Origin of the sequence: Leclercia sp. EC_58, assembly GCF_019584355.1 — a bacterium.
Lineage (GTDB): Bacteria > Pseudomonadota > Gammaproteobacteria > Enterobacterales > Enterobacteriaceae > Enterobacter.
The window spans coordinates 4,247,932-4,261,550 of sequence record NZ_VDAM01000001.1 but is presented as its reverse complement, the minus strand read 5'-3'; the positions used below and the strand labels follow the sequence as shown (position 1 = coordinate 4,261,550).

12 protein-coding genes and 1 pseudogene are annotated in these 13,619 nt (G+C 59.3%); 11 read left to right on the top strand and 2 right to left on the bottom strand.

Translation table 11 applies throughout. From position 1 onward, the window contains the following. Nucleotides 1-47 precede the first annotated feature (47 nt). Nucleotides 48-965, bottom strand: a complete 918-nt coding sequence (gene rnz / locus FHC51_RS20760) for a ribonuclease Z (RefSeq protein WP_114314380.1) — start codon at nucleotides 963-965, stop codon at nucleotides 48-50. 73 nt (nucleotides 966-1,038) lie between these two features. On the opposite strand from rnz, the pseudogene FHC51_RS20755 reads away from it, so the two are divergent. From FHC51_RS20755 to FHC51_RS20715, 9 genes and pseudogenes are all read left to right on the top strand, one after another. Beyond that, nucleotides 1,039-1,500, top strand: a pseudogene (locus FHC51_RS20755) (GNAT family N-acetyltransferase). Between the two features lie 62 nt (nucleotides 1,501-1,562). Then, a complete protein-coding gene (gene elaB, locus FHC51_RS20750; protein WP_103180450.1) occupies nucleotides 1,563-1,868 on the top strand; it encodes a stress response protein ElaB in 306 nt (101 codons plus the stop codon). A gap of 99 nt (nucleotides 1,869-1,967) precedes the next feature. Next, a complete protein-coding gene (gene menF / locus FHC51_RS20745) occupies nucleotides 1,968-3,263 on the top strand; it encodes an isochorismate synthase MenF (RefSeq protein ID WP_220436503.1) in 1,296 nt (431 codons plus the stop codon). Between the two features lie 88 nt (nucleotides 3,264-3,351). After that, nucleotides 3,352-5,022 (top strand): 2-succinyl-5-enolpyruvyl-6-hydroxy-3-cyclohexene-1-carboxylic-acid synthase, encoded by a 1,671-nt coding sequence (gene menD / locus FHC51_RS20740; RefSeq protein ID WP_220436502.1) that lies wholly within the window; start codon nucleotides 3,352-3,354, stop codon nucleotides 5,020-5,022. Next, a complete protein-coding gene (menH, locus tag FHC51_RS20735; RefSeq protein ID WP_220436501.1) occupies nucleotides 5,019-5,795 on the top strand; it encodes a 2-succinyl-6-hydroxy-2,4-cyclohexadiene-1-carboxylate synthase in 777 nt (258 codons plus the stop codon). Before menD ends, menH begins: the two co-directional genes overlap by 4 nt. Beyond that, nucleotides 5,792-6,649, top strand: coding sequence for a 1,4-dihydroxy-2-naphthoyl-CoA synthase (gene menB, locus FHC51_RS20730; RefSeq protein ID WP_114314385.1), 858 nt, complete (start codon nucleotides 5,792-5,794; stop codon nucleotides 6,647-6,649). The genes menH and menB overlap by 4 nt, the downstream gene beginning before the upstream one ends. After that, complete coding sequence (gene menC / locus FHC51_RS20725; RefSeq protein ID WP_220436500.1) at nucleotides 6,649-7,614, top strand: o-succinylbenzoate synthase; 966 nt, start codon at nucleotides 6,649-6,651, stop codon at nucleotides 7,612-7,614. Before menB ends, menC begins: the two co-directional genes overlap by 1 nt. Continuing rightward, on the top strand, nucleotides 7,611-8,978 hold the full coding sequence (gene menE / locus FHC51_RS20720; protein ID WP_220436499.1) for an o-succinylbenzoate--CoA ligase: 1,368 nt from the start codon (nucleotides 7,611-7,613) through the stop codon (nucleotides 8,976-8,978). The genes menC and menE overlap by 4 nt, the downstream gene beginning before the upstream one ends. Before the next feature lie 93 nt (nucleotides 8,979-9,071). Then, a complete protein-coding gene (locus FHC51_RS20715) occupies nucleotides 9,072-10,004 on the top strand; it encodes an Rpn family recombination-promoting nuclease/putative transposase (protein ID WP_220436498.1) in 933 nt (310 codons plus the stop codon). Between the two features lie 38 nt (nucleotides 10,005-10,042). Here the strand turns inward: FHC51_RS20715 and FHC51_RS20710 are convergent, their stop codons facing one another. Further along, on the bottom strand, nucleotides 10,043-11,491 hold the full coding sequence (locus FHC51_RS20710; protein ID WP_220436497.1) for a catalase: 1,449 nt from the start codon (nucleotides 11,489-11,491) through the stop codon (nucleotides 10,043-10,045). A 265-nt stretch (nucleotides 11,492-11,756) separates the two neighbouring features. Here FHC51_RS20710 and FHC51_RS20705 point away from each other — a divergent pair, with 265 nt between their 5' ends. Next, nucleotides 11,757-12,296, top strand: coding sequence for a YfaZ family outer membrane protein (locus FHC51_RS20705; protein WP_114386058.1), 540 nt, complete (start codon nucleotides 11,757-11,759; stop codon nucleotides 12,294-12,296). 92 nt (nucleotides 12,297-12,388) lie between these two features. Then, nucleotides 12,389-13,588 carry a nicotinamide mononucleotide deamidase-related protein YfaY gene (locus FHC51_RS20700; protein WP_220436496.1) on the top strand — a complete coding sequence of 400 codons (1,200 nt, stop codon included), beginning with the start codon at nucleotides 12,389-12,391 and terminating at the stop codon, nucleotides 13,586-13,588. The last annotated feature ends 31 nt before the right edge of the window (nucleotides 13,589-13,619 follow it).

Here is a 13,619-nt window from a genome sequence, read left to right as displayed (position 1 = left end):
ATACCGGCCTGATAGGGTTATCGGCAGTTTCGGGGAAAACCAGAGCATTAAACGCGCACGGTAGCAAAATCTTCTGCCAGCTCGCTGGCAGCAAAGATGGCGCGGCACTCCGCCAGCAGCATGGCGCAGCCTTCGGCGTCGTAACGGGAGCTGACGTGGGTGACAATCAGTTTTTTTACCTGCGCGTCGCGGGCAAGCCTGGCCGCCTGATGCGTGGAGCTGTGGCCGCGGCTGTTGGCTTTCTCCTCCATCGCTACCTCCAGCGTGGCCTCATGCACCAGCAGATCGACGCCCTGAGCCAGCGCAAGGGCGTTCTCGCAGGGGGCGGTATCCCCGAAGATGGCCAGCTTCTTACCTGGACGGGGCGGGGAGAGATACTCCGCACCGTTGATAGTCCGGCCATCTTCCAGGGTGACGCTTTCGCCGCGTTTTAGCTGCTGAAACAGCGGGCCGAAGGGCACTCCTGCGGCGATCAGCGCGGCACCATCCAGCGCGCCGGGTTTATCCCGCTCTTCAATGCGAAAACCGTAACACTCCACGGGGTGATTGAGCGCCGCGGCGGTTACCGTGTACGCATCATCTTTGAACACCACGCCCGGTTTGATCTCAATAATCTCGAGGGGATAATCTGTCCACGAGCCACTGATCCGCAGGCTGGTTTCGACAAACTCCCGGATACCGGGCGGGCCGTAAATGGTCAGCGGCTGGATATTCCCCGCCATCGAGCGGCTGCACAGCAGCCCCGGCAGGCCAAAAAGATGGTCGCCGTGCAGGTGAGTGATGAAAATTTTATCCAGCTTGCCGGGATGCGCGGCGGTGCGCAGCAGCTGCTGCTGCGTGCCTTCGCCGCAGTCAAACATCCACAGTCCGCTGCGGGTGGGGTGCTGGAGATCCAGCAAAATTGAGGTGACGTTGCGCGTACGGGTCGGTACGCCAGCGGATGTTCCTAAAAAAAACAGCTCCATAATGCACTCAGCCTCTGCACCGGGGACGAAAAGTCATTAGTATAACGGCTCCCCTCACGATAAGGAGACCCCAATGATCCAGTGGCAAGATCTGCACCATAGCGAGCTGACCGTTCCTGTGCTTTACGCCTTACTTCAATTGCGCTGTGAGGTGTTTGTCGTTGAACAAACCTGCCCCTATCAGGACATTGACGGCGAAGACCTGGCGGGGGAGAACCGCCATATCCTCGGCTGGAAAGACAACCAGCTGGTGGCGTATGCGAGGATTCTGAAAAGTGACGACGATTTCTCCCCCGTTGTGATTGGCCGCGTGATTATCAGCCGCGAGGCGCGGGGCGAGAAGCTGGGCTATGCCCTGATGGAGCACGCGCTGCGTTCCTGTGAAAATAACTGACCCGACAAGGCGTTATACCTCGGAGCGCAGGCGCATCTGCACGCCTTTTATGCCCGTTTTGGCTTTGTGCAGGTGACGGATATCTACGACGAAGATGGCATTCCGCACATGGGTATGGCGAAAGAGGTACAACAAGCGTAGCAGGCGGAATCGTCAAGCATTGTCTATAGTTACGGAACTGATGCAACCACATGGAGAACACTATGTCTTATCAATCATCGGATAACCATGTAGATGACGATCTGACCCTGCTGAGTGAAACCTTGGAGGAGGTCTTACGCTCTTCCGGCGATCCGGCCGATCAGAAATACATTGAGCTAAAAGCGCGTGCTGAGCAGGCTCTACATGATGTGAAAACGCGCGTGGGTCATGCGTCCGATCAATACTATTACAAGGCCAAAAAAGCGGTCTATCGTGCGGATGATTATGTCCGTGAAAAGCCATGGCAGGGGATTGGCGTAGGTGCCGCCGCCGGCCTGGTGTTGGGTATTTTACTCGCCCGCCGTTAACAACACAGCACGAACGCTTCTCCCTGCCAACTCGGGGGTACTGCTTTTTCTGATTAGTACCCCTTATAATGTGAGGTTTTTGAGCTGGGAGAAGTTCGCGTGCACTCGATTTCCACCGCGCTGAAAGGCCTTTGCCAACAATTAGCCGACGATTTTCCCGATACCCCTGGCCTGCATTATCTCGATGTCTCCTTTGCCCTCAACGATGCGTTTGATCCGCTCGGCTGGCTGAATGCCCAGCACATCTACCCGCAGTTCTACTGGCAGCAGCGCAATGGCGACGAAGAGTATGCTGCTCTCGGAGCGATAACGCATTTCCCCTCGTTATCCGCCGCCCGTCAGTTTTTAAACCGTTATCCGCACGCACCCGACCTGAGAGTGGTGGGCGTTAATGCCTTCGATCCAAAGCAGGGCAATCTGTTCCTGCCGCGCCTTTTGTGGCAGCGCTTCGGCGGGACCGCAACGTTGCGCCTGGTGCTCTGGAGCAACACTTCCCTGAAAGCGGAGGTCCAGCGCGCGCGGGAGTTTATGCAGACACTGGCGGAGAGCCAGCCTGTCGCCCCGGTCACGCAAGCGGTGGTGAGCGAAACGCATCTCCCTGACCGGGCCGGCTGGCTTCAGCTGATTACCCGGGCGACAGAGGCTATCAGCCGGGGGGCATTCGATAAAGTGGTGCTGGCCCGGGCGACAGATTTGCAGTTTAACGAGGCGGTAAACCCCGCCGCGCTGATGGCGGCCAGCCGCCAGGTCAACTTCAAGTGCTACCACTTCTTTATGCGCACTGATGCCAGCCGGGCATTTCTCGGCTCGTCGCCGGAACGGCTGTGGCGGCGGCGCGGTTTGCTGCTGCGCACCGAAGCGCTGGCCGGAACCGTTGCGAGCCACCCGGACGATGCCCATGCCGCGCGGCTGGGTAACTGGCTGATGAACGACGATAAAAACCAGCGGGAAAATATGCTGGTGGTTGAGGATATCTGCCAGCGCCTGCAGCGGGAAAATGGGGTACTTGATGTCCTCCCGCCGCAAATCGTGCGTTTGCGTAAGGTTCAGCATTTACGCCGCTGCATCTGGACCGCGCTGCAACAGCCGGATGATGAACAGTGCCTGCTGCGCCTGCAGCCCACCGCGGCAGTTGCCGGTCTGCCGCGTCAGGCAGCGTGGGATTTCATCGCCCACAATGAACCCTTTGACCGGGAGTGGTATGCCGGTTCTGCCGGGTATCTCTCGTTAGCACAAAGCGAGTTCTGCGTGGCGCTGCGTTCGGCAAGCGTCGAGGAGAGCTGTGTTCGCCTGTATGCCGGGGCGGGGATCGTCAGCGGTTCTGACCCCGATCAGGAGTGGCAGGAGATTGAAAATAAAGCTGCCGGGCTGCGCTCTCTGCTCCTAAAGGATTAATACTGAGTCATACATTCCCGATTCATATCAAAATTACATCTTTCTCTATTATTTATACTACGTCGCAATATTGATACCGGACAATTCCATGTCAGTGAGTTCCTTTAACCGGCGCTGGGCGGCGGTGATCCTTGAAGCCCTGACCCGCCATGGCGTCAGGCATGTTTGCATCGCGCCCGGCTCGCGCTCAACGCCGTTGACCCTGGCCGCCGCCGAAAACCGCGCCTTTATTCATCACACCCATTTTGATGAGCGCGGTCTCGGCCATCTGGCGCTGGGGCTGGCAAAAGCCAGCCATGAGCCGGTAGCGGTGATCGTGACCTCCGGCACGGCGGTGGCTAACCTCTATCCCGCATTGATCGAAGCCGGTCTGACCGGTGAAAAACTGGTGCTGCTGACGGCGGATCGTCCTCCGGAGCTGATCGACTGCGGCGCCAATCAGGCCATTCGCCAGTCGGGGATTTTTGCCACCCATCCGACAGAAACCTTGTCGCTGCCGCGTCCGACCCGCGATATTCCCGCCCGCTGGCTGGTCTCGACGGTAGATAACGCCCTGGGCGGGCTGCGTGCCGGGGCGCTGCACATTAACTGTCCGTTTGCCGAGCCGCTGTATGGCGAAATGGATGAGACCGATCTTGAGTGGCAGCAGGCGCTGGGCGACTGGTGGCAGAGCGATAAGCCCTGGCTGCGCGCCCCGGCGGCGCTTTCAAGCCCCCAACAGCGCGACTGGTTCTTCTGGCGGCAGAAACGTGGTGTGGTTATCGCGGGCAGGATGAGCGCCGAGGAAGGCAAGCAGGTAGCGCAGTGGGCGCAACGGCTTGGCTGGCCGCTGATTGGCGACGTGCTCTCCCAGACCGGCCAGCCGCTGCCGTGCGCGGATCTCTGGCTCGGCAACGCCAGAGCCGTGACCGAACTGGAGCAGGCGCAGATTGTGGTGCAGCTTGGCGGCAGCCTGACGGGTAAACGTCTCCTGCAGTGGCAGGCCACCTGCAGGCCGGAAGAGTACTGGCTGGTCGATTCCCGCGAAGGGCGGCTGGATCCCGCGCAACATCGTGGCCGTCGGCTGGTATCCAGCGTGGCCGAATGGCTGGAGCTGCATCCGGCGGAAAAACGCGCCCCCTGGGCAACCGAGATTCCTGAACTCTCTCGCCAGGCCTGGGACCTGACGGCGCAACACAGCGACGCATTCGGTGAAGCGCAGCTGGCCCACCGTATCCATCGCTATCTGCCTGAACAGGGGCAGTTGTTTGTGGGCAACAGCCTGGTGGTGCGTCTGATTGACGCCTTCTCCCGTCTGCCAGCGGGCTACCCGGTATACAGTAACCGTGGCGCCAGCGGTATCGACGGGCTGATTTCAACCGCAGCAGGGGTTCAGCGCGCGAATGCCCGTTCGACGCTGGCGATCGTCGGCGATCTCTCGGCGCTCTACGATCTGAACGCGCTGGCGCTGCTTCGTCAGGCTTCGGCGCCCTTTGTGCTGCTGGTGATCAACAACAACGGCGGCCAGATTTTCTCCCTGCTGCCGACGCCGCAGAGCGAACGGGAACGCTTTTATTTGATGCCGCAGAACGTGCAGTTTGAACATGCGGCGGCGATGTTCAGCCTCAAGTATCAGCGCCCGGAAAACTGGGCGGAGCTGGAGAGCGCGCTCAGCACGGCGTGGAGCAAACCCGGCGCCACGCTAATCGAGGTGGTGGTAAACGACAGCGACGGGGCGCAGATGCTGCAAAACCTGCTGGCGCAGGTAAGCCATCTATGATCCTCGCGGGAACCCAGCGTAAAGGTCAGCCGGATAAGCCCTGGCTGGTTTTCCTGCACGGTTTTTCCGGCGATTGCCGCGAATGGCAGATGTCAGGAGAGCGCCTGAGCGATTATTCCCGCCTCTATCTCGATCTGCCGGGACACGGAGAGTCGGCCTCCATTGTGGTGAGTGATTTCCATGACCTCAGCGGTTTACTGAATCGCACCCTTTTTAGTTACAACATACTAAATTACTGGCTGGTGGGGTACTCCCTCGGCGGCCGCATTGCGATGTATCACGCCTGCCAGCGGCCCGGGGGGCTACAGGGGCTGATTGTGGAGGGGGCGCATCCGGGGTTGAGCGATGAAGACGCGCGGACGAGCCGTCGCGCCTCCGATGCGCAGTGGGCGGCACGCTTGCGCCATGAACCTCTGGCGTCGGTGTTTGCCGACTGGTATCAGCAGCCGGTATTTGCCTCGCTAACCCCCGCGCAGCGCGAACAGCTTGTCGCCCTGCGTAGCCAGAATAATGGTCCAGCTCTGGCCGCCATGCTCCAGGCGACGTCGCTTGCCGAACAAGCCGATTTACGCCCTGAGCTCGCCTCGTGCGCACTTCCTTTTTTCTATCTCTATGGCGAGCAGGACCCTAAGTTTCGGGATATTGCCCGGCAGCTTACCGCCACCCGCCATGAAATTCCCCACGCCGGACATAACGCCCATCGGGAAAACCCCGCTGCGGTGGCTGAGCGTCTGGCCCAGATACTCCGTCTTTCAATTAAGGACACTCTATGATCTACCCTGATGAAAACATGCTTTATGCACCGGTGGAATGGCTGGACTGCTCCGAAGGCTATACCGACATTCGCTACCACAAGTCCACTGACGGCATCGCCAAAATCACCATTAACCGTCCAGAGGTGCGTAACGCGTTTCGCCCGTTAACCGTCAAAGAGATGATTCAGGCCCTGGCGGATGCGCGTTACGACGACAATATCGGCGTTATCGTCCTGACCGGGGAAGGTGAAAAAGCGTTCTGCGCCGGGGGCGATCAGAAGGTGCGCGGCGACTACGGCGGATACCAGGATGACTCAGGCGTACACCACCTGAACGTGCTCGACTTCCAGCGCCAGATCCGCACCTGCCCGAAACCTGTGGTGGCGATGGTCGCCGGCTATTCCATCGGCGGCGGTCACGTGCTGCATATGATGTGCGATCTGACCATTGCCGCGGAGAACGCCATCTTCGGCCAGACCGGACCAAAAGTCGGTTCCTTCGACGGCGGCTGGGGTGCCTCTTACATGGCGCGCATTGTCGGGCAGAAAAAAGCCCGTGAAATCTGGTTCCTCTGCCGTCAGTACAACGCTCAGGAAGCGCTGGACATGGGCCTGGTGAACACTGTGGTGCCGATTGCCGACCTTGAAAAAGAGACCGTGCGCTGGTGCCGTGAAATGCTGCAGAACAGCCCGATGGCGCTGCGCTGCCTGAAAGCGGCGCTGAACGCCGACTGCGACGGTCAGGCGGGTCTGCAGGAGCTGGCGGGTAACGCCACTATGCTCTTCTACATGACTGAAGAGGGTCAGGAAGGGCGCAACGCGTTTAACGAGAAGCGCCAGCCGGATTTCAGCAAATATAAACGGAATCCGTAATGCGCAGCGTGCAGATCTACCGCTGGCAGATACCGATGGATGCGGGTGTGGTACTGCGCGAGCGGCGGTTAAAAACCCGCGACGGTCTGTTCGTTCATCTGCAGCAGGATGGTCGGGAAGGGTGGGGAGAGATCGCCCCCTTACCGGGCTTCAGCCGTGAAACGCTGGAGGAAGCCGAAACGGCAGTGCGGGCATGGTCTGGCGCGTGGCGCAACGGCGAGGCGCCGCTGTTGCCGGGTTTGCCTTCGGTAGACTTTGGTATCAGCTGTGCGCTGGCGGAACTGGACGGCAGCCTGCCGGAACAGGCGGACTACCGCGCCGCACCGCTCTGCACCGGCGATCCCGATGAGCTGTTTGCTGCACTGGCGGCGATGCCGGGCGAAAAAGTGGCGAAAATCAAGGTCGGTCTGTATGAAGCGGTGCGTGATGGCATGGTGGCGAATCTGCTGCTGGAGGCCATCCCGGACCTGCGCCTGCGTCTGGATGCTAACCGCGCCTGGACGCCGCTGAAGGCGCAGCAGTTCGCGAAGTATGTCAATCCGGCCTGGCGCGATCGCATTGCCTTTCTGGAAGAGCCCTGTAAAACCCGCGCGGACTCGCTGGCCTTCGCCCGCGAGACAGGGATCGCCATTGCCTGGGATGAAAGCCTGCGCGAGGACGATTTTGCATTCGTTGCCGAGCCGGGAGTCAGAGCGGTGGTGATCAAACCCACGCTCACCGGCAGCCTGACGAAAGTGCATGAGCAGGTAAACGCGGCCCATGCCCTGGGGCTGACGGCGGTCATCAGCTCGTCCATTGAGTCGAGCCTCGGTCTGACCCAGCTGGCGCGCATTGCCGCGCAGTACACGCCGGATACGGTACCCGGGCTGGACACCCTGAGCCTGATGCAGGCGCAGCTGCTGCGATCCTGGCCGGGCAGCACTTTGCCATGTCTGGACCGTGAGGCGCTGGAGCCGCTGCTATGACCTTTTCTGACTGGCCATGGCGGCACTGGTGCGCGCGCAAGGCTGAACAACCGGCGCTGCGGCTTAACGGCGAATGCCTGACCTGGCGCGAACTCTGCCAGCGTACCGATACGCTGGCGAGCGGTTTTGTGCAGCAGGGAGTAAGGGAAGGCGATGGGGTGATGCTGCAGGCACATAATCATCCCGACACGCTGCTGGCATGGCTGGCGCTATTGCAGTGCGGAGCGCGGATCCTGCCGGTGAACCCGCAACTGCCGCGATCGCTGATGGAGATCATGCTGCCCCCCCTGACGCTGCGGTTTGCATTGATTCTCAACGGTGCGGGCGGTTATGCCGGCCTCTCTGATCTGACGCTTACCCCGCAGCAGGGAACCGCAGGCGCCCTGTGGCAACCAGAACGGCTGGCGACGATGACCTTAACCTCAGGCTCGACCGGGCTGCCGAAAGCGGCAGTGCATACCTGTGCTGCCCATCTTGCCAGTGCCGAAGGGGTGCTGTCGCTTCTGCCCTATACCGGCGAGGACGACTGGCTGCTCTCCCTGCCGCTGTTTCACGTTTCCGGACAGGGGATCCTCTGGCGCTGGCTGCTGGCCGGTGCCCGCCTGACCGTCTGTGAAAAACAGCCTCTGGAGCAGATGCTGCAGGGCTGCACCCACGCCTCGCTGGTGCCTACCCAGCTCTGGCGTCTGCTCAATACCGGCGAGGATGTTGCGCTCAGAGCGGTGCTACTGGGCGGCGCGGCGATCCCCGTTGAATTAACCCAGCGAGCCGCAAGCCGGGGCATTCGCAGCTGGTGCGGCTACGGCCTGACGGAGTTTGCCTCCACGGTGTGTGCCAAAGAGGCGGATGGCCTGGCGGATGTCGGCTACCCCCTGTCGGGCCGGGAAGTGAAGCTGGTGGAGGGCGAAGTGTGGCTGAAGGCCCCCTGCATGGCCAGCGGCTACTGGCGTGACGGCAAGCTGGTCAGTATCACCAACGCACAGGGCTGGTTCGCTACCCGCGATCGCGGTGAAATGGTTGACGGACGCCTGACGATCCTTGGTCGCATGGATAACCTTTTTTTCAGCGGCGGGGAAGGGATCCAGCCGGAAGAGCTGGAGCGGGTGATCGTGACCCATCCGCAGGTGAGCCAGGTGTATGTGGTTCCCCTGGATGATGCCGAGTTTGGCCAGCGGCCGGTGGCGGTGGTCGAATGCGAGGCGGGAGCGGATATCAAACAGCTTCCGCACTGGCTCAGCGACAAACTGGCGCGCTTTCAGCAGCCGGTGCACTGGCTGGTGCTCCCGGCAGAGTTGAAAAATGGCGGGATTAAGATCTCCCGTCGCGCCCTGCAACAGTGGGTTCACCAGTCGTTAAGAGGCTGATTTGCGAGCCTGCTCGGGAAAGGAGGTCAACAATCTTCCCTGCAGCAGGCGCTGTGCTATTTTCCGGCAAAAGGAACTGGCGCAAGGGAAAATATGCACAGCCCATCAACACCCAACCCGCATGACGCGGTGTTTCGTCATATTCTGTCGCAGCCGGAGACGGCACGTGATTTTTTAACGATCCACTTGCCTGAACAATTACGCGCTCTCTGTGATTTATCATCATTGCGGCTGGAGTCTGGCAGCTTTGTCGAAGAGGATCTTCGCCAAAGTCATGCCGATCTCCTCTGGTCCGTTAATACTTCTAACGGTGAGGGGTATATTTATGTGCTGATCGAGCATCAAAGCTCTCCGGATCGGCACATGGCCTTTCGCCTGATGCGCTACGCGATTGCCGCCATGCAGCGACATCTCGACAAAGGCCACCGCGAGCTGCCGCTGGTGATCCCGCTGCTGTTTTATCATGGTCGGATCTCACCTTATCCAGGGTCGTTGCGCTGGCTCGATGGCTTTCTGATGCCTGAACAGGCCGAATCTCTTTATACCGGCCCCTTTCCCCTGGTTGACATCACCTGTCTGCCGGACGAAAGCATCATGCAGCACCGCCGGATTGCGATGCTGGAACTGCTGCAAAAGCATGTCCGGCAACGGGACATGCTGGAACTTCATGAGCATCTGGTCAGGATCCTGGCGCTGGGATACACTGGCAACGCCCAGCTAAAAACGTTGCTGAACTATCTTCTTCAGGCCGGTCATACCGCCGATCCCGCAGCGTTTTTGCAGGCATTAGCACACAGGACGAAGGATCATCAGCATAAGGAGACATTAATGAATATCGCGCAATATCTCCGGGAAGAGGGCATGGCTCAGGGATTAAGTCAGGGCAGAGCGGAGGGAAGAGCGGAGGGCGTTGAACAGGAAGCGCTTCGTATCGCGAAGGCCATGCTGGAAAAGGGCCTGCAGCCTGAGATGGTCACCCAACTCACCGGGCTGGCACCCGAGATTGTCGAGCAGGCCAGACATTAATTATTCGAAAAACGGGAGCCAGGGCTCCCGTTAGTTTTTTACTTCTCTTCCGCCAGACGCATCAGCGCAGCCTGGACACCCGCGCCATAGTGCGGATGGACTTCGCTGAAAAGGGCAATCTGACGCGCCTGAATGAACGCCGGCACATCCTTCATATCCCCGGCGATGCGGTCAAACATACGCTGATGCTCTTCCGGGCTCAGGAGTTCAAACAGCTTGCGCGGCTGGCTGAAGTAGTCGGTATCTTCCCGATGGTTCCAGTGATCAGCGGCACCTTCAAGGGACAATGGCGGTTCACTGAAGTCAGGCTGTTCCTGGAAGACGCCAAAGCTGTTTGGCTCATAGGTGGCGCCGTTGCCGCTGTTGCCGTCCACACGCATGGCACCGTCACGATGATAGTTGTGGAACGGGCAGCGCGGGGCGTTAACCGGAATTTGATGGTGGTTGACGCCTAAGCGGTAGCGGTGTGCATCACCGTAGGAGAAGAGACGCCCCTGCAACATACGATCCGGTGAGAAGCCAATCCCCGGCACCACGTTAGCAGGCGACATCGCCACCTGCTCAACTTCCGCAAAGTAGTTATCCGGGTTACGGTTCAGCTCCAGCACACCCACTTCCATCAGCGGATAGTCGCCGTGTGGCCAGACCTTGGTCAGATCGAACGGGTTGTAAGGCACCTTCGCAGCATCGCTTTCCGGCATGATCTGCACATAAAAGGTCCAGCGCGGAAAGTCCCCTTTTTCGATAGCGGTGAACAAATCACGCTGCGAGCTCTCGCGATCTTCCGCGACCAGGCGTTTGGCTTCATCGTCCTGCAGGTTCTCAATACCCTGCTGCGACTTGAGGTGGAATTTCACCCAGAAGCGTTCGTTGTTATGGTTAATAAAGCTGAATGCGTGGCTGCCGAAACCGTGCATGGTGCGATAGGAGCGCGGCAGTCCGCGATCGCTAAAATCAATGGTCAGCTGGTGCAGCGTTTCCGGCAGCTGGGAGAAGAAATCCCATTTGTAAGTCGGGTTACGCAGGTTGGTACGCGGATCGCGTTTCACGACGTGGTTAAGATCCGGGAACTTCAGCGGATCCCGCAGGTAGAAAATCGGCGTGTTATTCCCGACCAGATCCCAGTTGCCCTCCTCGGTGTAAAACTTGATCGAGAAACCGCGAATATCCCGTTCCGCATCCGCAGCGCCACGTTCGCCAGCCACGGTAGAGAAGCGGACAAAAAGATCGGTTTTTTTACCGACGGTGGAGAACAGCTTCGCGCGGGAAAAAGCGGTGATGTCCTGGGTGACGGTAAAGGTGCCGTATGCGCCTGAGCCTTTAGCGTGCATGCGACGTTCCGGGATCACTTCCCTGTCGAAATGGGCCAGTTTTTCCAGGAACCAGACATCCTGCAGCAGCATCGGTCCACGCGGGCCTGCGGTGGCAACGTTGTTGTTATGGGGGACGGGGCAACCGGATGCGGTGGTTAAACCTTTTTTGCTCATATTGTCTTCCTTCTTTATCAGTATTGGTGGGTAATTCCGTTTTGAGCGCAGATTAATCTAAGTAAATTAGGGTGGGTGATTATTGATCGAGCGCAATGTTACCGGGTGTAACCTGTTTCCCTGGCTTTAACATTGTTAAAACCTGTAAGTATCAACTCGTTACAATCTAATTTTTTATTACATCACGTCGTCGTTGATCGTTGGCCCACGCACGTTAAAATCACGCGCTTTGGGGCTTTCTATAAAATTGTGCGGGATCACGACAATGAAAAAAGTGGCATTAATGGGCTTAGGCCTGATGTGTGTATCGGCAGCAGCCAACGCTATTTCCTTCAACGGCTCGGCGGGCGAGGATTATACCCACCTGGGCTTTGGTCTTGGCACGGATAGCGCAGGCCTGGCGATGACCGGCGGCTGGACGCATAACGACGACGATGGCGATGCGGCAAGCCTGGGCCTCGGTTTTAACGTTCCGCTTGGTCCATTCCTGGCGACCGTCGGCGGTAAAGGCATTTACACCAACCCGAACGACGGTGACGAAGGTTACGCGGCGGCAGTGGGCGGCGGTCTGCAGTGGAAAATTGGCGACAGCTTCGGCCTGTTCGGCGAGTATTACTACTCTCCGGACTCCCTCTCCAGCGGTATCGACAGCTATGAAGAGGCGAATGCTGGTGCACGCTGGACCATTATGCGTCCGATTACCATCGAAGCGGGTTATCGCTACCTGAACCTGGCGGGCAAAGAGGGCAACCGCGACAACGCCCTTGCTGATGGCCCGTACGTGGGCGTGAGCGCAGGCTTCTGATCCCCCCGGCGCGGCCTCCTGCCGCGCCTGTTTCTCTTTCTCCCTCCGCCGATTGCGTTATAGTGTTTTCACCACCTAAGCGGGAGAACACAATGATAAACGTGGAGATGCTGTCCACTGGCGATGAAGTGCTGCATGGACAAATTACCGATACCAATGCGGCCTGGCTGGCTGATATTTTCTTTGAACAGGGATTACCGTTAACGCGCCGTAATACGGTGGGCGATTCGCTGGATGCACTGGTCAATATTTTGCGCGAGCGCAGCGAACACGCGGATGTCCTGATTGTAAATGGCGGGCTTGGCCCAACCAGCGATGACCTGAGCGCGCTGGCCGCCGCCACGGCAAAAGGTGAAGAGCTGGTGCTGCACACCGAGTGGCTCAGCCATATGGAGCGTTTCTTTAGCGATCGCGGCAGGGTGATGGCTCCCAGCAACCGCAAGCAGGCGGAAATTCCGGCCAGCGCGGAATTGGTGGATAACCCGGTCGGCACCGCCTGTGGTTTTGCCATTCAACTTAATCGCTGCCTGATGTTTTTTACCCCCGGCGTCCCGTCCGAATTTAAGGTGATGGTCGAACAACAGATCCTGCCGCGTCTGCGCCAGCGTTTTACCTTGCCTGAACCCCCGATCTGTTTACGTCTCACCACCTTTGGCCGCTCGGAGAGCGACCTGGCGCAGAGCCTGGATCACCTGAGCTTACCGACAGGGGTGACGATGGGTTATCGCTCTTCCATGCCGATTATCGAGCTAAAGCTCACCGGCCCGGCCACGGAAAAAGACGCGATGCTGGCGCTCTGGCCTGAGGTGCAGCGCGTGGCGGGCGAAAACCTGATCTTTGAAGGCACCGAAGGCCTTCCGGCACAAATCGCCCGCGATCTGCAGGCCCGTCAGTTGAGCCTGACCCTGAGCGAGCAGTTCACCGGTGGCCTGCTGGCGTTACAGCTCTCGCGGGTAAGCGCTCCGCTGCTGGCAAGCGAAGTGGTGCCTTCCCAGGAGGAGACCCTGGCACAAACTGCCCACTGGGTTGCCGAGCGGCGCGTAAAACACTTTGCCGGTCTGGCTCTGGCGGTGTCGGGTGTGGAAGAGGATCATCTTAACTTTGCCCTGGCTACCCCGGAAGGCACCCATGCCCTGCGCGTTAAGATGAGCGCGTCGCGCTACAGCCTGGCGGTGCGTCAGGAAGTCTGCGCCATGATGGCGCTAAACATGCTGCGTCGCTGGCTGGCAGGTAAAGAGGTGGCCAGCCAGCACGGCTGGATCAACGTGGTGGAATCGCTGTTCGTTGAGTAACCGGTTTGCCGGGGCTGCGGCCCCGGCGATA